Origin of the sequence: Mesorhizobium sp. M1227 (assembly GCF_040318315.1) — a bacterium.
Lineage (GTDB): Bacteria > Pseudomonadota > Alphaproteobacteria > Rhizobiales > Rhizobiaceae > Mesorhizobium.
Map to the genome: position 1 here is coordinate 44,925 of NZ_JAMYLZ010000031.1, position 23,354 is coordinate 68,278.

Consider the following 23,354-nt stretch of genomic DNA (forward strand, 5'->3'; position numbering starts at 1 on the left):
ATGATGTCGGCGGCCCTGATTGGCCGCCGGGCATTGCCCTGTCATTTGGCCGCGTCGAGCACCGATTGCGGCGCGTCGCGGTTCAACGAATCCTTCCAGCCCTGCGCAACGTTCTGCTTGGTCACGGTAAGCGCCGGGGCAACGACGAAGGCCGGGGTCTCCTGGCCGAGCAGCGCCTTGACGCCGACAGCGGCCATGGCGCGGCCGAGCTCATAGGCCTTGTCGGCCACCAGTGCGGTCACATTGCCGCCCTTGACCATATCGAGCGCCACCGGTTCGGCGAGGTCGAGCGTGACAATCTTGGTCTTGGTGTTTCCGCTTGCCCGCAAGGCCGACAGCACGCCGTCGGCCGGTTCGGCCCAGGTGACGTAGATGCCGTCAAGATCGGGATGCTGCACGAGCATCGCGCTGGCCAGCTCTTCTGCCCGCGCCGGATCGGAGATCCCCTGCTCGGCGACGATCTTGATGCCGGGATAATCCTTCTCGATCGTTGTCTTGAAAGCCTGGTCGCGCTGGTTCGTCACATAGTAACTGGCGTCGTGGAAGATGTAGCCGACCTTGCCCTTGCCATCGAGCGCCTTGGCCAGTGCATCGGCCGCCTGCTTGCCCATCTGGAACAGGTCGTCAGTGACGATGGCTGCATAGTCGGTTCCGTGCTTGTAGCCTTTCGGCAGATTGGAAAGGAATACCAGCTTGGTGCCGTCGGTGAGCGCCTGACGGAACGCCTCGGCCGAAGTGACCGGATCGAGGGGCAGTGACAGGATGACGTTTGGCTTCGCCGCGAGCGCGGTTTCGATGTCGCTGCGCTGGCGCGCGGCGTCAAAGCCCGCGTCGGTGGTGGCGACGATTTGAATGCCGGCACGGGCAAATTCATCCTTGGCACCGGACGTGACCGCATTGGTGAAGTCGGAGGAGGTGTGCCACAGCAGCGCGGCCTTGTAGCCCTTCTCCTTTACTGCGGCCAGGTCTGCATCCGACAATCTAACCTCGGCGCTGGGTGTCGCCGTCTCGCCGCTCGGTCCCACTGTCTGTGCGCCGGCTCCACCGGCCATGAGCATCAGGCTACCTGCAAGTGCTGTAGCAACAAGTCTGTCTATCAGCATGATAGTTCTCCCATTTTCGCTCTCAGTTGTCCTTCATTCCGTAACGCCGCAATACTCCACCATGAACCGGGCGAAGCCGACGACGCCGGCCAGATATTCCTCGACATCGACGTGTTCGTTGAAGGTGTGGCAGTTGCGAATGTCGCCTGGCGCGCAGTACACGGCGGGGATGCCGAGCCGGTTGGTGAAAAATGATGACTCTGACCAGAATGGCGCGCCTTCGATGGCGCCGCGACCAGCCATCGATCGGGCCATGGCGGCAGCAAGAGCGCCGACCTCCGGCCTGTCAGGTGCAATCTCGGCGGCGTCACCCCCGAGCGGATGATCGCGGCCTGCCGGATAGGCGAACGCCAACATGATTTCGGGATCGGTGACGGCGCCGCGCACCACTGCCTCGATTTCGGCGGCGGCCTCGTCCAGCGACTCGCCCGGCAACAGCTTGCGGATCAGCGACAACGTGCAGCGTTCGGGCACCGCGATGTAGCCGCCGCCCGCAAGCCCGGTGATCAGCAGGAAGCCACGCCCGATCAGCGGGTGCTCGGCTCTTGTTGCAACATCTTCCGAATGCTTCCACAGCGCGCTCATGACGGCGTGGCTTGCACGCAAGGCATCCTTGCCGAGTTCGGGTACGCCGAAATAGGCTGATCGTCCGGTGATGGTGATGTCGGTAATGAAGAAGCCAATTTGGGCCGGATAAACCGAAAGGCGGGTAGGCTCCACATAGACGACGAAATCGGGCGCCACGACTTCGCCTTTCTCGATGCGGCCGACGAAGTCCTTGATGCCGGCGGAGACGCCGGTTCCAGGCTGGCCGCTCTCCTCGTCGCCGACGAAGGCAAAGGCAACGTCGCCGGCCAGTTGGATGTCGGCGGTGTCGAGCAGAGAGAGTGCCGACAGCGCGGAGCAGATGCCGGCCTTGAGGTCGCCGGCGCCGCGGCCCCAGATCTGCCCGTCGATCATTGGCGCGGCAAACGGATCCTGCCTGGCGGTGCCAGCCCAGTGCTCGCGCCAGCCCTCGACATGGACCGTATCGGTGTGGCCGATGAAGAGCAGCCGCTTGCCGGCGCCGGCACCTTTGCGCTCACCCCAGAGGTTGGGCCGGCCGGGCGCGAATTCCGCACGCCGAATTTCGCTCAAGCCAAGCACGCGCATGCGGTCTTCAAGGAAGGCGACAAAGTTTTCTTCGTGACCGGTTATGCTTTCGCGGCCGATTGCCCCCTGCAGAAGCTCAACCGCTGCGTCCCAATCGAGGGCGGCGCGCAAGCGGGTGGTGATGTCCTTTGAGGCGGTCATAGCGTGGCCTCGCGCAGCACGGCCGAACTGGCTGGGGGAAGCGAAATGCGTCCGTCGGGCGCGTCGACGCCGAACAGTGTGTTGTGCAACTGGCCGAGCCCGATCGCGGCAGCGCCGATGAGCGCTGCCCGCGACCCGAGTTCGCTGGCCTCAACGGCGATAGGGTAGGGGAAGCAGCGCGGCAGCAGGTCCCTAACGCGCAACAGGATTTCCGGCCGCAGCCCGATCGAGCCGCCTAGGACGACCTTTTGCGGATTGGCAATTGCCGCTATGGCCACAATGCCTTGTGCGAGGTAGCGCGCGGTTTCGTCAAGTACCGTCGCGGCATGCCTGTCTCCAGCGGATGCACAGTGGAAAATCGTCGGCACGTTGACGATGTTGCCCGTCAGCGTTGCGTAGCGTTCAACCATGGCGCTGGTTGCGACCACGCGCTCGAAAGCGCCGGCGCGCAACGATGTCGGCGCGAATGGATCGGCGCCAATCGGCAAAAAGCCCATCTCGCCGGCTGCATTGCTGGCGCCCCGCACCAGATTGCCTCCAACCATGAGGCCGCTGCCGATACCGGTACCCAGCGCAATGAAGGCGAGGTTGTCGATACCCCGGCCGCACCCCTGCCAGTTTTCGCCGAGCACCGCCAGATTGACATCGTTCTCGATCACCACATGAAATCCGAATGCGTGCTCGAAAGCGCCAACGACATTCATCGTGCCAAAGCCGGCAATATTCGGGGCAAGCAGGACGCGGCCCGTCTTCTTGTCGGGTGCACCGGGAACACCAATCACCGCCAGCCTTATCTTTGTACGCGAGATTCGGTGCCTCTCGGCCGCCTGAAGCGCTAGATCCACGATCTGGTCGACGATGAACTGTCCGCCCCGAGGATCGGTCGGCGCCGTTTCCTCCGCGAATATCTGGCAGGCAAGATCGGTGAGCGCGACCCGGACTTTGGCGCCGCCGAGGTCGACGGCCGCGATGTAGGCCGCGTCAAATACGAGTTCGTAAGTGACAGCCGTGCGTCCGACATGTCCGCTCGTGCGCCCTGTCTCCTGCACCCAGCCTTCCTGCTCGAGTGTCCTGACGATCTCGGAGATTGTCTGCTTGGACAAGCCGGTCTGCTTTGCGATCGAAGCGCGCGAGATCGGCCCACCTTGCACGATCGCCTCCATGACGGAGCGCTGCGAGAACTGACGAGAAATGCGCGGCAGGTCGTTCAACAGCAGCTCCGATTAATTCGTTCTATGACCGAACTTAATAATCATTTTCGACGGCCGTCAACTGGCCGCTCAAAAAGGGGGTTTGTACACCGGGGAAAAACAGCAGCGCTGGCGATCTAACGTCCCGCTGAAAAGCAGGTCTGTGGTTGCGTTGGTCTTGGTTTTGTATGTGCTCTCGCTATTACGATTGGCAGGGTACACGGTCGCTCGTTCGTATTTTCTATGACGCCCCGCCCCTAATGCGCCATCTCTATTTCGAATTTGATCCTAGCGTGTAGCAAAACCTGGCCCGTCTCGGTGCGAACGATCATCGTAAAGTCGCGGCTAGATCCGTCCGCCTTGTCTTTTACTATCGCCGCCAGAGCCTTTGCTGCCTCGAGCCTGGCGGATTCGACGTCCGGCAGATCGGTACCTTGATCGTCGGGGTACAGTTCGTTCGCATCTGCGAAGTCGAAAAAATATCGCGGCATTGCCGATAACGCCGATTTCAGTTGGTCGGTCTCGGTCGGAAATGTCCTCGTCTATGTGAGACGCCCCCGCCGCGACGCCTCATTCGCATCGAGTAAAGACTTGGCGGCTTGGGTCAGGCGAGTGCGATTATTTGCCGTAGGCCTTGATCGCTTGCTCACCTGGCTTGGCGAAGCGCCGTTTCCCGCGCGAAATATTCGACCTCGTAGCTACTCATCCGCCGACACGGTTGCGGTCACTGAAGTCTCGCTTGCTGTTGTCGTCGCCCATTTTGTGCCTCCAAAGGCTTGGCTCATTTGCAACGCGATGCTGAACGTTTTGTTGCTAGCGACGTGCGGAATCATCTTTGTTAGTTATGGCTAATATAATCAGGTCGCCTAGAATCGAAGAAGTGCGTAAATTGTAAGTGCCGGCTCCGGCCCGCTCGGTTCATTCCGCCGATGGAACGCAAGCTCGTCGCCAAGCCGCCCGAAGGACGACGGGTGGTCTCACGAGGTCAAGTTCGACGGCTATCGCTCCAGATTGTTATAGACGCCGGCGGCGTTCGCATCTCCACCCGCCGCGACGTCGACTGGACGTCGAAATACCGCGACGTCGCCCGTAGTGCCAAAAAACGGTAGACGTCGAGAACGCCATCATCGTCGGCGAAATCATGGTGCTCAATGACAAGGGCCTATCGGGTGCAAGATCAGCGAGATCGACTGTCTCGTGCTCGAGCACGATACGCCAACAAACCGCCTCGACGATTTAGTGCGGGCCGGAGCCAGTCTCGCAAAGGCCCTTCAGCCTTTCTGATGCCGATTTGCGGCAATTCAGCCTGTCAGATTTGTAACACTGGAACCGTGAAGTCGCCGCGCAGAGGGCTAGCTCCATCCGCCATTTGCGACGAATTCTTGCGACGAACAGAGCGCACTATCATCACTGGCCAGGAACAGTGCCATCGCTGCAATATCTTCGGGCCGAATGCGCGCTCGAATGGACTGTATCGCGTCAATCTGGGCTTCTCCTTCCAGAGTCGGATGTGCGCGCCTCTGTTTCTCCGTCATCACCCATCCCGGAAGAAGCGTGTTGACCCGGATGTTGAAAGGACCAAGTTCTCGAGCCAGCCCCTTTGTCAGGCCGTGCACGCCAGCCTTGGCGGTCATGTATGTGGGGATGTTCGACGCTGTACGCGCGCTCAACGATCCAAAGTTGATGATCGACCCGCCTCCGAGACGCTTCATCTGCGGGATAATAGCCTGTGCAGCGAAGAACATCGGCCGCAGGTTGACTGCCATCCTGTTGTCGCGTCTGTCATTGGCGACATAGTTGATGAGAACTGAAATATCACCGAGGTCTCTCCTGATGCGCTCTATCGTCATCTGGAGCGCATCGATATTGCGGATGTCACATTCGATGAACACCGGGGGAAATACGTGCTCGCACAGGGACGTCACAAGCGCCTCAGCCAAAGATTTCTCGATATCCACGAAGGCTACCTTAGCTCCTTGCCAGGAAAATCCTTGGACCAGCGCTGCGCCAATACCAGAGCAGCCTCCGGTGACAAAGATGACCTTGCCCTTGAGCGAAGGGTAGCAGGCTGAGTTTCTTCGAGAATGTCTTCCCTGCATGAGAATCCGCGTCCACTTTGTGGATGATGGAGAAGCGAAAGGACATGCTTGCCCCAAGCATGGCCAGTCATTCACACCGTCACTGTCATGCCACCGTCCACGTAGAGCGTGTGCCCGTTGACGAATGAGGAGGCGTCGCTGGCGAAAAACACTGCAGCCCCGATGAGTTCTTCAACATTGCCCCATCGACCGGCCGGCGTGCGCCGTTCCAGCCACGTGGAGAACTCGGGGTCCCGACCAAGTGCTTCGTTGAGCGGCGTCTTGAAATAGCCAGGCGCGATGGCATTGATCTGCAAACCATGTTTTGCCCAATCCGCACACATGCCTCGAGTCAGATTTCTGACAGCCCCTTTTGTCGCCGTGTAGGGCGCGATACCCGGACGAGCCAATTCGCTCTGAACAGAGGCGATGTTGATGATCTTTCCGCGACCGCGGCCTATCATGCCTTTGGCGACGGCTTTGCTCACATAGAAAATGCTGGAGAGATTGGTTCGAACAAGATCGTCCCATTTCTCTTCCGGGAAATCCTCCAATGCTGATCGATGCTGGATGCCGGCATTGTTGATGAGAATGTCAATCGAACCGATCGAGGTCTCAATCCGCTCGACCCCGTGTCGCGCAGACAGGGCATCCGTGACGTCGAAGGCCGCCACCTCCACCGACAGACCGTCCTTGAGCAGGTCTGTGGCAGCGTCCTTCAACAACTGTTCACGACGACCGTTCAGGACAACCAGGGCACCACACTCCGCCAGGCCACGGGCAAGCGCCAGGCCAATGCCCTGGCCCGAGCCTGTAACCAGGGCAATCTTGCCGTTGAGGTCGAAAAGCCATCGCATCTGCATTTCGCTCTTCGATCAGGAAGCGTAAGACACTGGCGTCGCATGCCAGCCGTCCTTCCGCTTGTCCCAAAAAGCTGTTCTCAGCCGCGCGGAAATCGGACCCGGTCGGTCGTTCCCCAGGATCCTTTTTCCAAGACGGCTTACCGGCATAATGCCGCCAGCCGTAGTCGAGAAAAAGATTTCGTCGGCGGCTTCGAATTCGTCGCGGCAGAGATCCCGGACCTCACAGCGAATTCCAAACTCGTCGCACAGTTCCAGAACTGTTCTTCGAGTGATACCTTCCAGCGCACCGCGTTTCGGCGTGATGACCTTGCCATCTATGACGGCGAAGACATTGAAGCCCGGTCCTTCCGTGACGTTTCCATCACGATCCAGTAAAATGCAGGTTTCGGCGCCTTGATCGTGCGCCTCGAAATTCCCGCGCGTCAGGTCGCCCCAATGGAAATTCTTGATTGTCGGGTCGAGTGATTCCGGCGCAATCCGTTGGGGGGACGCGATCATTGCGTGCACGCCGCGTTCCTGCTGCTCGGGGGTGAATACCCACACCCAAGGCATGACATGGCAAATCAAATAACTGCGGCCGTTTATGGGATGAAGCGGCACGCCGCGCGGCGGGCGGGAGCGGACACAGTCCATCGCCACATAAGCCTCGCGCAACCCGGTACGCCGCACCAGTTCGGCGAGAATATTCTTGATCTCTTCGTCGCTTTCCTTCGGATTCATCCGCAATTTCGTCATCGAGGTGCGAAAGCGTTTGACATGATCGTCGAGCCGGAAGAATGCGCCGTAGTAGACGCCCGCGACATCGTAGGTAACGTCGGACCGGCGGTAGCCCCATTCGGTGATACCGAGCTTGGCATCCTTGAGAGGCATGAATTCACCATCAATGTAGGCCGCGCCAGCGGACCAATCGACGTCTGTCATCGTAGTTCTCCTTGACCTGAAAATCGTGCCCGTTGTCGGGCAGCCTGACAAGAAACACCCGGCGTATCGGCCGGGCTAAACGGCCACCGCCAGTTCGCTCCGGCTGGCGCGCAGGATGCGTGTTTGGACGATGTCCAATTGAAGATTGTCGTCTTCGGGAGATCCCTTGACGGCTACTCCGTAGATGTCTCGTGCGCGCTGCACGCTGATCCACCCTTCTGCAAGATCGTGCAGCACGCGCGCGGGATCGCGTTCCCGTGGAGAACCATATCCACCGCCGCCTGCGGAGTGAGAGACCATGTGCTCACCCGGCTGCAGAGTGACCCCGTAGCAGGGGGGAAGATCGACGACCGAACCATCGGCCTTGCGCATTGCCGCTCTGGACAGACCGCCGGGGCCACCGCCGCGAGCGCCTGCGGCAGGCGTGATGGTACCATCTGCGGTATAGAGGACCGTCAAGGAGTTTCCGCCCCACGGGCCGTACTCACTGTAGACCGACGGCGCGCCGCGAAACGTGCCCGCTCCCTCGCTGTCGTCGAGAATATGGCGATCGTAGACGATGATTGGATGGTGGAGCTCATCGACTTCGACACTGTCGATATGGCACATGCCCGCGTTGCCGGCATGGATCATGGTCAGAAAGCCGTCGGTGACCGGCGTGCCGGCGCCACCGCTAATGCCGATGTGGACTTGATTGATGAAGGGCTCGTCATTGTTGTAGGGATCGCGCCCGGAGATGACACCCATTCCTGGTGGTTGGATTGGACCGGTCGCGGCTTGCCCAAAGCCAGCCGAAAGCTCGGCTATTGCGCGCTGTACCGGATTGGTGACATGGTCGGCGAGATTGGTGGTCGCCACCGAGCAAGAGGCCGGATGCCTCGGTATGCCGACGCAACAATTTTCGCGAACCCGAATGTCAATTCGTCGAAAGCTGCCCGCATTGGCGGTAACGCGGTGATCGAGGATGCCGTTGAAAATCCCGATCATCGCTGCGCTTTTGGCGGTTGCCTCAGTAAGATTGAGGCCACAGGGCTGGCAATCGGGATTATCGCGCAGATCGACAATGATCCTGGCCTCGTGCGTATCAACTTCAACGTCCACCTTGACGGGAATGCCCTCCGGGATACCGGGGAACGGGTCGTGAGCAGACACCAAAACGACATGTCCTGAAGACAATCTCCTGATTGCCTCAATCATCTTTTGTTCGGAATAGTCGAACCAGCGGTCGGCATAGCCTTCAAGCATATGCCAGCCGATCTCGCGGCCGAGGTTGAGCAGTTCGCGTTCGCCGATGCGGACGGATCCAAGGCTCGCAAGAAAATCGCCCCACCATTGGTCCGGAACCCGGATGCGGGCCTGACACATGCGCACGATGTCGTCGTTGGTCTTGTAGTCTTCCTGTATCTTCGTCGCAGAAAAAATCAGGGCACCCTCTTCATACAGATCCTTCACGTCCGCCAGATAGCTGGAAGGGCGGGAATTACCGCAGTCCGCCTGATGTGCTTTGGCCAGCACGAAGAAGCGCAGGATGCCTTCGTCGTCGATGACCGGGACGATCATGCAGTGGTCGGCCGCGTGGGAGTTTCCCTCGTATGGACTGTTGTGAAGGAAACAGTCGCCGCGCTTGAGCATCGGATGGTGTTTGAGGACCGCCCGGCACATCAAATCAGGGCCGATGAGCGTGTGGTTCGGCAGACTTTCCGCAGCCGCCAGAAGCTTGCAGTCAGCAGTCAGAACAACACATGAGAAATCATGGGCCGTGTTGAGGATACCGGAGCGGGCGGTTCGGAAAAGCGTGTTTTGCATCTTGCGTGCGATGGTCTCCATACGGCTGGAAATCATCGCCATCTGAACGCCGTCAGGCGCCTTTTTCAAAACTTGCTCAGACATGGGTAAGCGCCTCCTTAGAATGTCACACGCAGGCCACCGCTGGCCGTGCGTTCTGCGACTGTGCCCGGATCGACCACGACGGTGGTGAATGACGATTCGATGATGGCCGGGCCGGCAACCGGTTCGCCCGGCTGCATGGCTTCGTAGCGATGAACCGAGACGTCGCTCCAGCCGAGTTCGGTGAAGTAAACCGGCCGCTTTGCGCGACCACCGGCAAAATCACCCTCAGGAGGGAGCGTGCCGGTGGCCCGATCAGTCAGTCTGCATCTGACCTTGGCGCGCCAGGTCACGAATTCGACATTGGAATTGCGGTCGCTGATCTCGAAAATACGCTGGTGGGTGTCATGGAACGCATCCGTGACCTGCTTCAAATCGCCTTCGCTCTTCACCTGATCAAGCGGGAGAGGAACGTCGATTTCCCAGATCTGATGCGGATACCGCGCCTCTACGGAATACTCGATGTGGCAGTCGAGTGCCCCGGCGCCGGGCCCTTCCGCGAACTCAAGGCATCGCTTCCGTAGCTCTGCCAGAACTTCGTTGATCTTGTCAGCCGCAAATCTGTCGCTGGTTGTAAACTGCAGTTGCGCATAGTCCGACGAAAGCTCCGACATCAGGGCCCCGGCCGCGCTCATTACGGCACCTGCTTCGGGAATGAGGACACCAGCGCATTGAAGGCGCCTGGCAACTGCGACTGCATTAAGTCCTGCGGCGCCGCCGCCGCCGATCATGACGGCCGAGCGGGGATCAATGCCCTGATTGACCGTGATCTCCTCGATCGCTCCGACCATCTTTTCGGTTGAAAGCCTCAACACAGCGGCAGCGGCTTCCTCAACTTTGATGCCGAGCGGTTCGGCGACTTTCAATTGCAATTGCCGGGTCGCCCCCTCCCGGTCGAGGACCATGGCGCCGCCCAGGAAGAAGTCCGGATCGATATAACCCAGGATCAAGGCGCAGTCCGTGACGGTGGGCTCGGTTCCTCCGCGGCCGTAAGCGACGGGCCCCGGCGTCGAGCCCGCGCTCTGCGGACCGACCTGCAGAATTCCGCCATTGTCGACCCATGCGATCGAGCCGCCTCCGGCGCCGATACTCTTGATATCGACAGATGGAAAGCCGGTCATATGGCCACGTGTGCGCTGGCCAATCCATGTTTCGCGGCTCCAGGGGATGCGCCCGTCACGCACCAGGCTGACATCAAAGGTGGTCCCACCCGTGTCCGCGACAATCGCGATGGCATTGCCAAAATCGCGCTCTGCGTAGTAGCGGCCGGCGATGGGCGCCATCGCCGGTCCCGAATTGATCGAGTGGATCGGAGCCCGTGCAACTGCCGTCGCATCCATGATGCCGCCACTTGAGGTAACCATCAGTGTTCGACCGTTGAAACCGGCGTCTTGCAACCTGTTGGTCAAGCCATCGAGATACTTAAACATCAGCGGTTTCAGCGAGGCGTCAATGACGGTCGCGGAAGCTCGACGATACTCGCGCAGGGTTGGATTCAACTGATGCGAGAGCGTGTATGGAACATCCGGTAGATGCTCCTTAAGCAGTTCTGCGATACGCCGCTCATGAACCGGGTTGACAACCGACCACAGAAGGCAAACGCCAACGGCTTCGATTTTCAGCGCCTGCAGTTTTTTGATTGTCGCGATGAAGTCGGTTTCGTGTAGTCCCTCGACGATCTTGCCGCGAGCATCGACGCGTTCATCCACTTCGAACGTATACCGCCGAGGCACATAGGGTTCAGGGTAGGCGACCGTAAAGTTGAAAGGCTCAATGCGCCCGCCCTCGCGCATGACCAGGATGTCACGATGACCTTTGGTCGTGATGAAGGCTGTTTTCGCCGTCTTGCCGGTGATGATCGCGTTGATAGCCCGGGTGGTGCCGTGGACGAACATGGCGCCACGGCTCAGGAAATCTCCGAGTCTCATTCTGTAGTGCCTGGCAGCGAGGTCCAAGGCATCGAGCACGCCGCGCACTGGGTCATCAGGCGTCGTCGATGCTTTGAACAGCCTTATCTCGTTGCCATCTTCAACGACAAGGTCGGTGAAAGTACCGCCGGTGTCGCACGCCATCCTGATATGATTTGCGCTTGGTTTGATCTGGGTGGCGTGGGTATTCATAAGGCAAGCCTCTTTCGTGCCAGCGCGGATGTATCCGGCCGGATATTCTGGGGTTGTTGGCAGAAGGGCGCTGTTTGGCGCTACTGTTCTAAGTGTCGTTTCCGGACATGCGTGGCGGCATCTTCCTGTGGCTTCGCACATGTGTCTCGAATGACGAGTTCGGGCAGAAAAATCGCGTCGGAGCCGGCGTTGGCCGGCTCCGCATTCGGTTTGAGAACACGCTCGACGGCAGCGCTGGCCATCGCCTCGATAGGCTGACGTATGGTCGTCAGTGCAGGAAATGACAGCTGGCTGATCCAGGCATCGTCCACGCCAATAATCGACATGTCCTTTGGAACGGCAATGCCGGCGGAACGGAAAGTCGCCAGCAGGCCCAACGCGATCATGTCGTTGAACGCGATAATGGCCGTGGGCCTGGGCGACAGCGCCGCCACATCGGAAGCGGCATCACGACCGACCTCGACCATCTGAGCGTCTGCGATATCAAGTGCGCTCTGGTGACGCTCGAGCACGACAGCCTGACTGTCGTCGAGTTCGTGATCCTTCATTGCTTTCTTGAAACCGGACAACCTCATCACCCGGCTGTGGGTGATGAGGGGATCGGTCACATAGGCTATCCGCCGATGACCGAGAGCAAACAGATGCTCCACAGCCATCCCGATTGCCGCCTCATGATCGAGATTGACCGTATCGAGCCGAGCAAGCTTCAAATCGAGCCTGTTGGCGTCCACGGCAACGATCGAAAGATCGCTCCACGCCGAGTAGTAACCGCGCCTGGTGTTCAGGGGTGCAATGGTGATGAGGTCGGCAACGCCGATGGCAGCCAGATTGTCCAAAAACTCTTTCTCGAGCTTCGGATCGCGCATGGTGTTGCACAGATGAACCCTGTAACCCGCCTTCACCGCAGCCTGTTCTATCGAGAACACCATTTGGCCATTGAACGGGTTGACAATGCTGGGCACGACCAGGGCGATTACCCGGGCCTTGCCAGTCTTTAGTTGGCGCGCTGCCTGGTTTGGTCGGAAGTCAAGCTCGGCAATTGCCGTCGCAATCCGCGTCCGGGTCTCCGTCCCGAGCCGATGGAATCGATTGTTCATGTAATTCGAGACGCTGCTCACCGATACGCTCGCCGCTTTCGCAACGTCCTGAATGGTGGCGCGGTCCGCAGCATCTGTGGGCGATCCACTCTTCGGCGGCATGACGTTCAAATCTCCCAAGGTCCCAGAGACCCTCATTCTACGACTCCCGAAGGAGAACGAAACCTCGATGGTCGCGAGTCCGGCCCCGCAGCTGTGCGATCGAGAAAGTCGGTAAAACGGTACACTAAAAATCGTCTGTGTCAATCGAGGGTCGATCTGAGGCTATCGGAGGTAATGCCGCTGGTATTATGGGGTTTGCAGGAATCACCTGACTCTGATGGGAGGCAAACTCCTCAAGTGGCAGTTGACAGATGAAAAAAATCTAGTGTATCGTTTTACCTACTGTAAGCAAGCCGAAGAGCTTCGCAGCAGGCTGAACGGCGCCGAACATGTTTGGCAAAGGGCAACGCGACGCCTGAAACTTGCACGATCGTTTTTTGCGATGCCGCCGCTAGTCCGACGGGTACCGGGGCGAAGTCGGCAATGACAAACTTTCAATCATCAAAAACCGACGGAGACGGAACATGAAAAAGATTTTGCTAGCTGCCGCTTGTCTAACGTTACTCGGTGTCCCTGCTCACGCCGAAACGATCGGCTTCAGCATGCAGCGGTTCGACGACAATTTTCTTGCGATTCTTCGCAGCGGCCTGGAGGCACACGCCAAAGACCTTGGGAATGTGACGTTGTTGATCGAGGATGCGCAGGGCGACATCGCCCGGCAGCAAAGCCAGATCGAAAACTTTATTGCCGCCAAGGTCGATGGGATGATCGTGATCCCGGTAGAGGCCGATGCCGGCGTCGCGATGTCCAAGACGGCCGACAAAGCCGGAATCCCTCTGGTCTTCGCCAACAATCAGCCTTCCAACGTCGACCAGCTGCCAGACAAGCAGGCTTTTGTCGGCTCGGACCAGATCCAGGCAGGCAGCCTGGAGGCGCGCGAGGTCTGTCGTTTGCTGGATGGCAAGGGCAAGGCCGTGGTTCTGATGGGTGAACTCGGAACGCTGGTTGCGCGTGGCCGCACCGAGGCGGTGCACGAGGTCTTCAAGTCCGACGAATGCAAGGGCATCGAAATCGTCGAAGAGCAGACGGCGACCTGGTCTCGCACGCAGGCGCTCGACCTGACCACAAACTGGATGTCAGCTGGTCTCAACTTCAACGCTGTCATTGCTAACAACGACGAGATGGCACTGGGTGCGCTTCAGGCCATCAAGGCAAGCGGGGGATCAACCGGCGATTATGTCGTTGCCGGCATCGATGCAACGCAGGACGCCCTGACAGCCATGAAATCAGGCGACCTCAAGGTGACCGTTTTCCAGGACGCCATCAGCCAAGGAAAAGGCGCGCTCGACACAGTTCTGAAGCTGGCGCGAGGCGAGAAGACCGACAAGAAGGTCTTCACCACGCTCGAACTCGTCACCAAGGACAACATGGACAAATACCTGAAAAGGAATTGATCGCCAGCATCGCGCGCCGGTCGACGATCGGCGCGCGAACTGTTCCGTTCGATCTGGATTTGGGACGACTTCGATGCAGACCACAGTCGCCGCTACCTCAACCCCACCTTGTCTTGAGGACAAGCGTCAGCCCTGGCTGCTGAGCGTGACCGGGATCAGCAAGTCGTTTCCGGGCGTAGTGGCTCTCGACGACGTGAGCTTTCAACTCAGACGGGGTACCGTCCATGCACTGATGGGTGAGAACGGCGCGGGCAAATCCAGCCTGATGAAGATCCTGGCAGGGATATATCAACCCGATGCGGGAGAGATCCTCCTCGATGGCGTTTCCGCTCAGTTCAAAACGCCTCTCGATGCGCTGGCGCAGGGTGTCGGCATGATCCATCAGGAGTTGAACCTGATGCCCTCGATGACGGTCGCGGAGAACATCTGGATAGGCCGAGAGCCGCGCAACCGATTTGGGATCATCGACCATCGGCGCATGAATCGCCTATCTTATGATCTTCTGGCGGAGTTGAAAATCAACCTGAATCCAGAGGCGGAAGTTCGCCATCTGTCGATTGCCAACAGGCAGATGGTGGAAATCGCGAAAGCGGTTTCCTATCGCTCGCGCGTCCTCATCATGGACGAGCCCACCTCGGCACTGACAGAGCGCGAGTCGGCCCACCTCTTCGAGATAATAGGCGACCTGAGAAACCAGGGCATCGGCATCGTCTATATCTCACACAAGATGCACGAGATCTTCGAAATATCAGACGAGATCTCCGTTTTTCGTGACGGCAAATATATCGGCACCCACGCGGCGGCGGCCACCTGCAGGGATGAGATCATCCACATGATGGTTGGCAGAGACATCTCAACGCTGTTTCCGAAGAAGAATGTTCCGACCGATGATGTTTTACTTTCGGTTCGGGACCTGACTTTGCGCGGCGTCTTCTCGGGGGTCTCTTTCGATCTGCGGGCGGGCGAGATACTGGGCCTCGCCGGCTTGATCGGGTCGGGGCGGTCCAACGTTGCCGAGACGATCTTCGGGGTGACGCCCGCCACCAGCGGCGAGACACGGATAAGGGGGCAACGCGTCGATTTGAAATCGCCACGCGATGCGATCGCCAATGGAATGGCCTTCCTGACAGAAGACAGAAAACAAAGCGGCTGTTTTCTCGTCCTCGACATTCTCGAGAACATGCAGATTGCGGCTCTTCAAAGCCAATTCGTCAAAGCCGGTTTCGTCCAAGCCAAGGTGATTGCCGCGGCATGCAACGAGATGAGCAAGGCGTTGCGCGTCAAGAGCTCCGGAATCCACACCACGGTCGAAAACCTATCGGGCGGCAATCAGCAGAAGGTGCTGATCGGACGCTGGCTTTTGACCAAACCGGGCATCCTAATCCTGGACGAGCCGACACGCGGCATTGACGTTGCTGCCAAAGCTGAGATTCACGCCCTTGTCTCATCACTCGCCAGCGCGGGCGCGGGCGTCATTCTGATCTCCTCGGAGATGCCGGAGATCCTTGGAATGAGCGATCGGATCATGGTGATGCATGAAGGAAAGATCACCGGCGTTCTGGACCGCGATGAGGCGACGCAGGTCAAAATAATGGAACTCGCTTCGAAATAAGCGAGGAATAGAGGAACTGCACGATGGGAAAAGACACAACAGCCGCCGCCATTCCTGATTACCGTGGCAGCTTTGACGGTTGGCGAAAACCTCAGGAGCTCAATATCTTCCTGGTCCTGGTGGGGATCGTTCTTCTCTGCGAGGTGTGCGGCTGGCTTTTGATCGGGCAGAGTTTCGTCTGGAATCCGCAACGCCTCACGATCACCATCCTCCAGGTGTCCGTGGTGGGGATCATCGCAATCGGCGTGACGCAGGTCATCATTACCGGCGGCATCGACCTTTCTTCGGGGTCCGTCGTGGCGGCAAGTGCGATGATGGCGGCTGGGTTTGCGCAATCCGCGGAATGGTCGAAAGCTCTCTATCCATCACTGACCGGTTTGCCGGCGATCGTCCCGATCGCCGTTGGTGTCTTGATCGGTTTGATTGCAGGCATAACCAACGGCGTTTTTGTTGCCTATGCCCGCATCCCGCCGTTCATCGCAACGCTCGGAATGATGGTTTCGGCTCGGGGTATTTCGAAATGGTATACAAAGGGCCAGCCCATTTCGGGGCTGACCGATCAATTCACCGCCATCGGCTCGGCTGCCTGGCCGGTGTTTGTCTTCATAGTCGTCGCAACAATTTTCCATGTTGCGCTTCGCTACACCCGGTACGGCAAGTACACCTATGCGATCGGCGCGAACGTCCAGGCAGCGCGGGTCTCCGGCATAGATGTCGAAAGGCATCTGGTTAAGGTCTACGCGATCGCCGGAATGCTTGCCGGGCTCGCCGGCATCGTCACCGCAGCGCGCGCGCAGACGGCTCAATCCGGCATGGGATACATGTATGAGCTCGATGCGATTGCCGCAGCCGTGATCGGCGGAACGTCGCTTGCCGGCGGGGTCGGCCGGATAGGGGGCACCGTAATCGGCGTGGTGATCCTGGGCGTGATGTCGTCAGGATTCACGTTTTTGCGGGTCGACGCCTACTATCAGGAAATCGTCAAGGGCCTGATCATCGTCACGGCCGTGACCATTGATGTCTACCGGAATCGGCAGAAGCGCTCCTAGATCGAGCTCGCGGTCGAAGGGCGTCTATTTCCAAAAAGGTACAATAAAAAGCCGTTCAGATGAAACCCACCAAGGCAAGGAGGTTCCGCAAGCACAAAAGGACTTTAGGTCAATTCTCAAAAATTCCATCGATGGAGATCGAAAATGCAAATCAAAGCGCTACACAGTTTGGAACTGCAGCATTTTGACGTCGGCTCATTAGTCGAATGCATATCTCAAAGGTGGCGATATTTGGCCAGGGTTCACGACTTTGCTCGTCGCCTCGTCGACAAGCATGGGGCGAGCCGTGCGTCGGATCTTACAAAACGGGCCGCTGCCAGAGCATCGGGGAGGCGCGGGGCGACCCTGAGGGCAGTTGCCGAGTCAGTGAACGATCTGATGCGGTTGGACATTTTCTACCATTGACTGGACGATTCGAGCCCACGGCAAGAACTGCCCACAGTCGCTCACCATAACGATCAACTCAGCTGATCGGGTGCAGTTCGATAGCCAACCAAACCGCGTCGGCGTCGGCGAAATAGCGATGCCACGGATATTGCCACTGGTTCGTTCCGCTGACCCGGCAAAACGCCTCATAGGTAAAGCCCGGCACCATGGGGACATCTCAATAAAGCGTTGCCTGGTCTTTCTCCCGGAATTTCTGCATGCGGCCGGTTCCCAATATCTGCGTGTGGACCTCGAGGAAGGGAGGGTTGTGGTGAATGAACCAGTCGGTTCCAGCGGGTGACCACCAGAGGTTAGTTTGAGCACGAAGCGCTGCAATTGCCGTTCCACGGCGATCTCACCGGAAAAGAACAGCGGGTCGAGCTCGACTTCGCCGATCGTGTCCTGCGGCGAGATGAAGAGCGGGGTCTGGCGCGGGAAAGACCGGATGCGGTTGCCGAGCCAGTCCCAGCCGCGGAACATGACGCCGCCCAGGTCGACTGTCTTGCAAACTTTCAGGACAGCGATCCGGCCGCTCTGTTCGATCGTCGCTTTCGACAGCATAGCCGAGCGCCACGGCGCAATTGAAGTCTTGATCGCATCGTCGATGATCAGCCGGTCGCTCGACAGGTTGACGACGATGCTGCTTTCGACGTGCAGGCCGGCGCCATTTTCGAAGAAATCGGCGGCGACGAAATCGTCCGCGAAATTCAGAGATCGATGCTGCAGCAGGCCGGTGCCCCGATGAACACTCATATCGTTCCTCCACCCATCGCGACCGTAGGGCGATGCCGTCCTGCGACCGCTGTCGCCATGTCACATCGACTGACGATCAAAAGGACAGAAAGGGCGGGCTTCAGCAATTTCGCAGACGCCCTTCGATCAGCGCGATCTGACGCAATGCCTGCGTCACTGGCTGGCATTGCCCTGACAGCGGCAATGGTCGAGCCGTCGATCCAACAGCGGGCAGAGGGTCTGGCGCCGAAATTTCAACGGCCGATTTGGTTTCGCTTCGCAAGCCCGGCGCCATCGCAGAACGGGCGGCAGCATAAGCTGCCAGCATTTTACGCACTGGCAGCTTCAGCTTGCGTCACATTAGACATCATTGAGAAATTGCGAGTTGGCTGTCGGCGAAGTCATATCGCAGGACAATCAGCCGATCCGGACCGACCTCCCAGAGAAGTGGTCGTGCATACCGGAGGCAAGCCAGAAAAGAGCGGAGCAAATGCATGCCGGCGCACGAAGACGTGCGACGGCCGACCGCTGACGAGGGGAGTTCTGCAGACATGAAGCTTACTGGCGGCCAGGTCATCGCGACCGCATTGAAGAAGTACGGCATCAAATACGTGGCAGCCATCCCGGGGCATGGATGCTGGGCGATGCTCGATGCCTTCCTGCAGAAGGGCAGCGAAATCCCGGTCATCCAGGTGATGCATGAGCAATGCGCCGTCCACATGGCCGATGGATACTGGCGCGCCTCGGGCAAGCCGATGGCGGCGATGACTTCGATTGGACCCGGTGCCGCTAACACCATCATCGGCCTGGCGACAGCCTACGCCGACTCGACGGCGGTGCCGCTCTTCACCGGCGGGCCGGCGACGCATATGCGCGGCCACGGGGTCATGCAGGAGCTCGATCGCCACCGCACCAATTTTTTCCCGCAGATCGCCAGCGGCGCCGTCAAACGATCTTTCGAAGCTGGTCGCGTCGATGAATTGCCCTTCATCATGCATCGCGCCTTCAACGCCATGCTCAGCGGTCATCCGGGTCCGGTGCATGTCGAAGTGCCGATGGATATCCAGTCGGAAGCAGCCGAGGTGGACATCCACGACGTTGATCTCAGGATGGCGATGGGCCGCGCCCGACCTGACCAGCGGGCAGTCGAGGCTGCCGCCACGGCGTTGCTTTCGGCCGAGCGTCCGGTGATCGTGGTTGGCGGCGGCGCCATCACGGCGGAAGCAGCACCGGAAGTGAGGAAGCTGGCCGAAAAGACCGGCGCCGTGGTTGTCACGACCTGGAACGGCAAGAGTGCCTTCCCGGAAGGTCATGTCCTTTACGCAGGAGCAGTAGGCCAGACGGGAACTTCGGCCGGCAACAATATCGCTGCCGGGGCGGACCTCATTGTTTCCGTCGGCTGCCGCTTCACCGATCGGCGTCCAGTTGGCGCAAAGGCGTCAGTTTCTCTATCCCGCCGGCGAAGCTTGTCCATATCGACATCGACCATCAGGAGATTGGCAAGAACTGCCCGACGGCGGTCGGACTTGTTGCCGACGCCAAGATGGCGCTTGCCGATATCATCGATGCCATTTCGTCCGAGCAGTCAAACAAGGCACTTGCCCGGCGGGAAGCATTCCACAACGCGGTCGCTCGTGAGAAGACTGATTGGGAAACGCAGCTCGCCGCACGTCGCGACAGCAACCAGTTCCCTTTCACGATGCAGCGTCCGCTGAAGGAACTTCGCGAAATCATGGGTCGCGAGGACATTCTTCTCGTCGGCTCAGGCAACACGCAAGGCGTCGTGAAACAGAGCTATCCGGTTTACGAGCCACGCACGCACATCACCTCCGGCAGCTACTCCTCGATGGGTTGGGCGCTGCCGGCTGCGCTCGGCGCCAAGCTCGCCTGCCCGGACCGAAAGGTCTGCGTCATCCTCGGTGACGGCGACTTCATGATGTCGATGCAAGAGATGGCGGTGGCAGCGATGCACAACATCCCGATCATCGTCGTCGTGCAAAACAATTCCGGCTACATGGCGATCCGCAGCGGACAGCGAAAGATCCTCGGCCGCCATGCCGCCAGCGAATTCAATATGGGCAATGGCGGCGCCTACTCGCCGCAATTCGCTGAAATTGCCAAGAGCTTCGGCATCGACTCCTGGCGCGTCGAGAGCGCCGACAAGCTGACACCGGCCCTGGGCTGCATTTTCGGAACTGACCCTACAGGACGCCCCGCAACGTCAACGCGCCTTGGTAGGCCGGCAGGAGCTGCTTACTGACAAGATGGCCGGGTGGTCTTCGGCTAGCCGGTCCAACAGCTTACGCGAAGCTGCGATTACACGGCGGGTTTCGTCGATGGTCTGCCGAAGGTCTTCGATGTCTGCGCGCGCGCGGCGCTCATTCAATCGAGCAGCTACTATTTCAGACTTGTCCCAGGCCGAAAGCATTTTGAAGACGTCTAGCGCTCCCGCAGCTCAAACTTGAGCATTGCCTCTGCGAACCTGTGGCCGCTTTCGTCGCGTACCTTCATCACAAACTCTCGATAGAGACCATCCGGCAGCTTATCTTTGGTGATTTCGACCAAGGCTCTTACCGCCTCTTGGTTTGCAGCTTCGAGGTTGGGCAGATATGTGCCTTCCAGGTCTGGGAAGACTTGGCCGGTGTCGGTGAAGAAGACAAAGCGAGGCATTCCTACAAACACACCATGGCGGGAATGGTTCACGCTTGCCTGGCAATTGGTTGGTCAGCAGGCCTTTGTCGCTCTAAATCACGCCGACCGATAACAACCGTGGACTGACCTCCAATGTCCGCGACATTTGGTTAAAAACGTACGCGCCAAGACTCATCGCCGCGATCGGCTTAGAATTACTTCCGAAAGGAGCGCTCTTATGCTGCCATTGCCCCACGCCGTCGATCCGAAGGTAGTTGCTGAGGTCAATAGTCTGCTAGACGATCACGCGGGGGCGGTGCCAGTGCCCGTTCACAAACTGGCGGCGGTTGTCCGGCTGCGCCTCAAAAGCCATCTTTCCATCGCGACTATCGAGGAGCTGATCGTGGACGAAGCCGAGTGTCGCCACCTGCCCATGCTGTTCGAACTGCCGGGAACGGAAGCGGCTGTAGTTTCATCTGCTCTGAGTCGCGCGACTTGAAGGTTTAGGGGCTCGGGCATTCGGCTCTGGCAGGAGAGCCCACCGCGCGTCCGCCCCAATGGTGACAGCCTATGACCAGCAGCAGCTCAACTAGTGGTACGGCCTATCCTGGCGACCTGATCTGTTGAAGCAGGTCTTTGATCGTGTATGCGCCGAGCAAGACATTCCAGTAGGAAGCGAGCAGGCGGAGCGCCTGAGCGTGAGCGCAATGGCACTTTTCTCGGACGGCGAGTTCGACGAGGCCGTTCTCTACGAACACCTTCGGTTTGTTGCCCGCTCCCTGCCGAGAAGGGACCGAGCATGACCCACCATGATTCGGATGGTCGGCGGGTTCGTGCCGCCCTACTTACCCCCATGGCAACCCATTGGTTCGTCCCTCCGGTGTTCGTGAAGACTGAAACCGGCGACAGGCGTGGCTGCAACAATGCCAAGGCAGCCCTTGAGCAGCTCAAGAGGTGGACCCGGAGAGGACCTCGCTGGCAAAAGGCGGTGACCCTCTGCCTGTCAGATCTGGAGGGCGATCCGATTGACCCTCAGGTGGTACGAAAGGCCTTCGAGGCTGCCGCTAAGGAAGCCAAGATGTGTCTTTCCCCGTAGGAGGGGCTGAAATTTCTCCCAATATTCAGTCCTTTATTTCGTATGATTCGAAGATTGATTTTTCCGTGGAGTGACCCATAAGATGTCCGCTTGGGTTCTCGCCGAGGTGGGAGGCCTCGTATGAAGTTTTTGACGAAATCGCCGACCCGACATAATGACTGCACATGAGCTTGTTGAACAGCTGATCCTACAGGCCCGTCGCGGCCAAATCATCTCCATAAAAGACACTATTGCAGCGGTGCGCCGAGACGGGCCACATCTGGCGGAAACTGACTGCGAGTTGGTGGAGCTTATTGTCAATGTTGCCCCAGCCTTTGGCCTGTTTGTCGGGTTCGATCTTCGTGAATAGCCGCATGGCAAGCCATTGGTTGTCCCCTCCAGTCTACGGCAGGACCGACAGCACCCAGGTTGGGACGAAAGGCGAATCGGGGCGCGCTCTATAGGTCGAGAGGGGTACGGGGGTTTTCGCGCGAGCCAATTACCCGATCATCCGATCAGAAACTCCAGCTAAAAAATGCTGACTGTTGCGGCCTAGCACCGTGCCAATTTGTACGACTCGTACATGGCCTTGATGTCGCTCAGGCAGGGAGTAAAGTCCACTTCGGCGTGTGCCTGGGGAGGGCTGGATGAGCGTCGCGCAAAGGGTAGGTCCGCTTTTAGGGCAAGCAATCAACGTACTCCTCAACAGGGCGGACCGTGGCGACACGGTCTCGATCAAAGTGGCGCTACGCGAAGCGCGGGAGGCTGCGCCTTATTTGGTGGCCTCCGACGAAGAATTAACCGAGGCGATAGTCGAGGCAGCAACGGCCATGGGCCTCTACGTGGCTTTCGACGGTCGCGAGTAGCTGTCAGCCAAACTTCAGTCATTGTGGCATGGCGACGGAGGCGCGCCGCCCTGCGCCAATTCCAACGGTCAGAGGTAATCCGCAATTACCTTCGCAACCTGCTGAATCTGCCTGTACAACGGGAACTGCCGGCTGAGCAAAGGTATTTGCTGGAGGAACTTGATAAGGTCGACAAAGAGTGACCGCATGGCTCGCCACTGGTTCAACCCTCCGGTCCCGGTCAAGACCGAGCGTCCCGGGATCATCCGCAACGTCAACAACGCCGAGACGGCCGGCGAGGAGCTGATGAAGTGGACCAAGCGTGGCCCTTGGTGGCACCTCGCGGTGCGCGTTTGTATGGCCGTGATATTCGACGAGATGGAACCTGAGGAGGCTCGTAAGGCATTCCTGGCTGCTGCAAAAGAGGAGGGGACGTTACGGTCCTCAGATTAGAGCTGGTGATTGAAAGTTTATCAAAACTCGCGATCGGAAGCTGGTTACTGAGGGAGTCCCCTCCAATTTCCACCCAATGGCAACCCATTGGTTCTCCCCTCCGGTGTACGTCACCGACCGACGTGGGGCCACCTACGCGTGCAACAATGTCGAGGATGCCGCCGAGGAACTTATGAAGTGGACCAGGATGGGACCTAAGTGGAGGAAGGCTGTGCAACTATGCATAGAAGCCCTCCAGGACCGTGTGATTCCGGAAGAGGTCCGTCAGGCTTTCGAGGCTGCTGCCAAGGAGGAGGGGGTGTTACGCTCCTCTGGTTAGGTCTCCTGTGTCCCTGTGCCCCTCGGCTACACCCTGAGGAGAAGTTCAGGGGAGCCTTGGGGATAGTGTGCTGAAGGTTCTGCAAAAAGTTTTGGAGAGAGAACGGCGCTTGCTCTGAGGGGCGAGCGGCCATGGCACGGTGGTGACGTTGCGATCACCGATTC

Annotated in this window: 23 protein-coding genes; 11 read left to right on the forward strand and 12 right to left on the reverse strand. The window is 58.9% G+C overall.

Annotation, left to right across the window (positions count from 1 at the left end; translation table 11 throughout):
* Positions 1 to 41: 41 nt before the first annotated feature.
* The 10 genes from NKH28_RS26645 to NKH28_RS26690 form a co-directional block, all read right to left on the reverse strand.
* Complete coding sequence (locus NKH28_RS26645; RefSeq protein WP_352472940.1) at positions 42 to 1,103, reverse strand: substrate-binding domain-containing protein; 1,062 nt, start codon at positions 1,101 to 1,103, stop codon at positions 42 to 44.
* A gap of 33 nt (positions 1,104 to 1,136) precedes the next feature.
* Positions 1,137 to 2,396, reverse strand: coding sequence for a M20 family metallopeptidase (locus NKH28_RS26650; RefSeq protein WP_352980808.1), 1,260 nt, complete (start codon positions 2,394 to 2,396; stop codon positions 1,137 to 1,139).
* Positions 2,393 to 3,607, reverse strand: coding sequence for an ROK family transcriptional regulator (locus NKH28_RS26655; RefSeq protein WP_352542300.1), 1,215 nt, complete (start codon positions 3,605 to 3,607; stop codon positions 2,393 to 2,395). Before NKH28_RS26655 ends, NKH28_RS26650 begins: the two co-directional genes overlap by 4 nt.
* A gap of 236 nt (positions 3,608 to 3,843) precedes the next feature.
* Entirely contained in the window at positions 3,844 to 4,077 is a 234-nt protein-coding gene (locus NKH28_RS26660) for a DUF6894 family protein (RefSeq protein ID WP_352542299.1), read from the reverse strand.
* Positions 4,078 to 4,938: 861 nt separating this feature from the next.
* The gene (locus NKH28_RS26665) at positions 4,939 to 5,685 is read right to left on the reverse strand and encodes an SDR family NAD(P)-dependent oxidoreductase (RefSeq protein ID WP_352980809.1); all 747 of its coding nucleotides are present in this window, start codon (positions 5,683 to 5,685) and stop codon (positions 4,939 to 4,941) included.
* A gap of 71 nt (positions 5,686 to 5,756) precedes the next feature.
* Positions 5,757 to 6,521 (reverse strand): SDR family oxidoreductase, encoded by a 765-nt coding sequence (locus NKH28_RS26670; RefSeq protein ID WP_352542335.1) that lies wholly within the window; start codon positions 6,519 to 6,521, stop codon positions 5,757 to 5,759.
* Positions 6,522 to 6,539: 18 nt separating this feature from the next.
* On the reverse strand, positions 6,540 to 7,448 hold the full coding sequence (locus tag NKH28_RS26675; protein WP_352542297.1) for an aminotransferase class IV: 909 nt from the start codon (positions 7,446 to 7,448) through the stop codon (positions 6,540 to 6,542).
* A gap of 75 nt (positions 7,449 to 7,523) precedes the next feature.
* Complete coding sequence (locus NKH28_RS26680) at positions 7,524 to 9,338, reverse strand: hydantoinase B/oxoprolinase family protein (protein WP_352542296.1); 1,815 nt, start codon at positions 9,336 to 9,338, stop codon at positions 7,524 to 7,526.
* A 14-nt stretch (positions 9,339 to 9,352) separates the two neighbouring features.
* Positions 9,353 to 11,455: a hydantoinase/oxoprolinase family protein gene (locus tag NKH28_RS26685; RefSeq protein WP_352980810.1), complete on the reverse strand. Its 2,103-nt coding sequence runs from the start codon at positions 11,453 to 11,455 to the stop codon at positions 9,353 to 9,355.
* An 80-nt stretch (positions 11,456 to 11,535) separates the two neighbouring features.
* Positions 11,536 to 12,654, reverse strand: a complete 1,119-nt coding sequence (locus NKH28_RS26690; protein WP_352816259.1) for a LacI family DNA-binding transcriptional regulator — start codon at positions 12,652 to 12,654, stop codon at positions 11,536 to 11,538.
* A gap of 464 nt (positions 12,655 to 13,118) precedes the next feature.
* On the opposite strand from NKH28_RS26690, the gene NKH28_RS26695 reads away from it, so the two are divergent.
* The 3 genes from NKH28_RS26695 to NKH28_RS26705 all read left to right on the forward strand — a co-directional run bounded on the left by NKH28_RS26695 (position 13,119) and on the right by NKH28_RS26705 (position 16,709).
* Complete coding sequence (locus NKH28_RS26695; RefSeq protein ID WP_352980811.1) at positions 13,119 to 14,048, forward strand: sugar ABC transporter substrate-binding protein; 930 nt, start codon at positions 13,119 to 13,121, stop codon at positions 14,046 to 14,048.
* A 73-nt stretch (positions 14,049 to 14,121) separates the two neighbouring features.
* Positions 14,122 to 15,660 (forward strand): sugar ABC transporter ATP-binding protein, encoded by a 1,539-nt coding sequence (locus NKH28_RS26700; RefSeq protein ID WP_352980812.1) that lies wholly within the window; start codon positions 14,122 to 14,124, stop codon positions 15,658 to 15,660.
* Between the two features lie 23 nt (positions 15,661 to 15,683).
* Complete coding sequence (locus NKH28_RS26705; protein ID WP_352542291.1) at positions 15,684 to 16,709, forward strand: ABC transporter permease; 1,026 nt, start codon at positions 15,684 to 15,686, stop codon at positions 16,707 to 16,709.
* Positions 16,710 to 17,072: 363 nt separating this feature from the next.
* On the opposite strand, the gene NKH28_RS26710 is transcribed toward NKH28_RS26705, so the two are convergent.
* Positions 17,073 to 17,888, reverse strand: coding sequence for a hypothetical protein (locus NKH28_RS26710; protein WP_352542290.1), 816 nt, complete (start codon positions 17,886 to 17,888; stop codon positions 17,073 to 17,075).
* 530 nt (positions 17,889 to 18,418) lie between these two features.
* Here NKH28_RS26710 and NKH28_RS26715 point away from each other — a divergent pair.
* Positions 18,419 to 19,582: a thiamine pyrophosphate-binding protein gene (locus NKH28_RS26715; RefSeq protein WP_352542289.1), complete on the forward strand. Its 1,164-nt coding sequence runs from the start codon at positions 18,419 to 18,421 to the stop codon at positions 19,580 to 19,582.
* The gene (locus tag NKH28_RS26720) at positions 19,567 to 20,127 is read left to right on the forward strand and encodes a thiamine pyrophosphate-dependent enzyme (protein WP_352980813.1); all 561 of its coding nucleotides are present in this window, start codon (positions 19,567 to 19,569) and stop codon (positions 20,125 to 20,127) included. The genes NKH28_RS26715 and NKH28_RS26720 overlap by 16 nt, the downstream gene beginning before the upstream one ends.
* A 179-nt stretch (positions 20,128 to 20,306) precedes the next feature.
* Here the strand turns inward: NKH28_RS26720 and NKH28_RS26725 are convergent, their stop codons facing one another.
* Complete coding sequence (locus NKH28_RS26725; RefSeq protein ID WP_352980814.1) at positions 20,307 to 20,570, reverse strand: DUF6894 family protein; 264 nt, start codon at positions 20,568 to 20,570, stop codon at positions 20,307 to 20,309.
* Between the two features lie 166 nt (positions 20,571 to 20,736).
* On the opposite strand from NKH28_RS26725, the gene NKH28_RS26730 reads away from it, so the two are divergent.
* The 6 genes from NKH28_RS26730 to NKH28_RS26755 all read left to right on the forward strand — a co-directional run bounded on the left by NKH28_RS26730 (position 20,737) and on the right by NKH28_RS26755 (position 23,190).
* On the forward strand, positions 20,737 to 20,997 hold the full coding sequence (locus tag NKH28_RS26730; protein ID WP_352542286.1) for a hypothetical protein: 261 nt from the start codon (positions 20,737 to 20,739) through the stop codon (positions 20,995 to 20,997).
* 354 nt (positions 20,998 to 21,351) lie between these two features.
* On the forward strand, positions 21,352 to 21,594 hold the full coding sequence (locus NKH28_RS26735; RefSeq protein WP_352816365.1) for a DUF982 domain-containing protein: 243 nt from the start codon (positions 21,352 to 21,354) through the stop codon (positions 21,592 to 21,594).
* Between the two features lie 154 nt (positions 21,595 to 21,748).
* Positions 21,749 to 21,943 carry a hypothetical protein gene (locus NKH28_RS26740; protein WP_352542283.1) on the forward strand — a complete coding sequence of 65 codons (195 nt, stop codon included), beginning with the start codon at positions 21,749 to 21,751 and terminating at the stop codon, positions 21,941 to 21,943.
* 277 nt (positions 21,944 to 22,220) lie between these two features.
* Positions 22,221 to 22,439: a hypothetical protein gene (locus NKH28_RS26745; RefSeq protein ID WP_352542282.1), complete on the forward strand. Its 219-nt coding sequence runs from the start codon at positions 22,221 to 22,223 to the stop codon at positions 22,437 to 22,439.
* 186 nt (positions 22,440 to 22,625) lie between these two features.
* Positions 22,626 to 22,871 carry a DUF982 domain-containing protein gene (locus NKH28_RS26750; protein ID WP_352542281.1) on the forward strand — a complete coding sequence of 82 codons (246 nt, stop codon included), beginning with the start codon at positions 22,626 to 22,628 and terminating at the stop codon, positions 22,869 to 22,871.
* Between the two features lie 76 nt (positions 22,872 to 22,947).
* A complete protein-coding gene (locus NKH28_RS26755; protein ID WP_352542280.1) occupies positions 22,948 to 23,190 on the forward strand; it encodes a DUF982 domain-containing protein in 243 nt (80 codons plus the stop codon).
* Positions 23,191 to 23,354 lie beyond the last annotated feature (164 nt).

Coding starts and splice junctions, on each gene's coding strand:
- NKH28_RS26645 (WP_352472940.1), bottom strand. CDS start 1,103: ATGCTGATAGACAGACTTGTTGCTACAGCACTTGCAGGTAGCCTGATG.
- NKH28_RS26650 (WP_352980808.1), bottom strand. CDS start 2,396: ATGACCGCCTCAAAGGACATCACCACCCGCTTGCGCGCCGCCCTCGAT.
- NKH28_RS26660 (WP_352542299.1), bottom strand. CDS start 4,077: ATGCCGCGATATTTTTTCGACTTCGCAGATGCGAACGAACTGTACCCC.
- NKH28_RS26665 (WP_352980809.1), bottom strand. CDS start 5,685: ATGCAGGGAAGACATTCTCGAAGAAACTCAGCCTGCTACCCTTCGCTC.
- NKH28_RS26670 (WP_352542335.1), bottom strand. CDS start 6,521: ATGCGATGGCTTTTCGACCTCAACGGCAAGATTGCCCTGGTTACAGGC.
- NKH28_RS26675 (WP_352542297.1), bottom strand. CDS start 7,448: ATGACAGACGTCGATTGGTCCGCTGGCGCGGCCTACATTGATGGTGAA.
- NKH28_RS26680 (WP_352542296.1), bottom strand. CDS start 9,338: ATGTCTGAGCAAGTTTTGAAAAAGGCGCCTGACGGCGTTCAGATGGCG.
- NKH28_RS26685 (WP_352980810.1), bottom strand. CDS start 11,455: ATGAATACCCACGCCACCCAGATCAAACCAAGCGCAAATCATATCAGG.
- NKH28_RS26690 (WP_352816259.1), bottom strand. CDS start 12,654: ATGCCGCCGAAGAGTGGATCGCCCACAGATGCTGCGGACCGCGCCACC.
- NKH28_RS26695 (WP_352980811.1), top strand. CDS start 13,119: ATGAAAAAGATTTTGCTAGCTGCCGCTTGTCTAACGTTACTCGGTGTC.
- NKH28_RS26700 (WP_352980812.1), top strand. CDS start 14,122: ATGCAGACCACAGTCGCCGCTACCTCAACCCCACCTTGTCTTGAGGAC.
- NKH28_RS26705 (WP_352542291.1), top strand. CDS start 15,684: ATGGGAAAAGACACAACAGCCGCCGCCATTCCTGATTACCGTGGCAGC.
- NKH28_RS26710 (WP_352542290.1), bottom strand. CDS start 17,888: ATGAGTGTTCATCGGGGCACCGGCCTGCTGCAGCATCGATCTCTGAAT.
- NKH28_RS26715 (WP_352542289.1), top strand. CDS start 18,419: ATGAAGCTTACTGGCGGCCAGGTCATCGCGACCGCATTGAAGAAGTAC.
- NKH28_RS26720 (WP_352980813.1), top strand. CDS start 19,567: ATGCAGCGTCCGCTGAAGGAACTTCGCGAAATCATGGGTCGCGAGGAC.
- NKH28_RS26730 (WP_352542286.1), top strand. CDS start 20,737: ATGCTGCCATTGCCCCACGCCGTCGATCCGAAGGTAGTTGCTGAGGTC.
- NKH28_RS26735 (WP_352816365.1), top strand. CDS start 21,352: ATGGCAACCCATTGGTTCGTCCCTCCGGTGTTCGTGAAGACTGAAACC.
- NKH28_RS26740 (WP_352542283.1), top strand. CDS start 21,749: ATGACTGCACATGAGCTTGTTGAACAGCTGATCCTACAGGCCCGTCGC.
- NKH28_RS26745 (WP_352542282.1), top strand. CDS start 22,221: ATGAGCGTCGCGCAAAGGGTAGGTCCGCTTTTAGGGCAAGCAATCAAC.
- NKH28_RS26750 (WP_352542281.1), top strand. CDS start 22,626: ATGGCTCGCCACTGGTTCAACCCTCCGGTCCCGGTCAAGACCGAGCGT.
- NKH28_RS26755 (WP_352542280.1), top strand. CDS start 22,948: ATGGCAACCCATTGGTTCTCCCCTCCGGTGTACGTCACCGACCGACGT.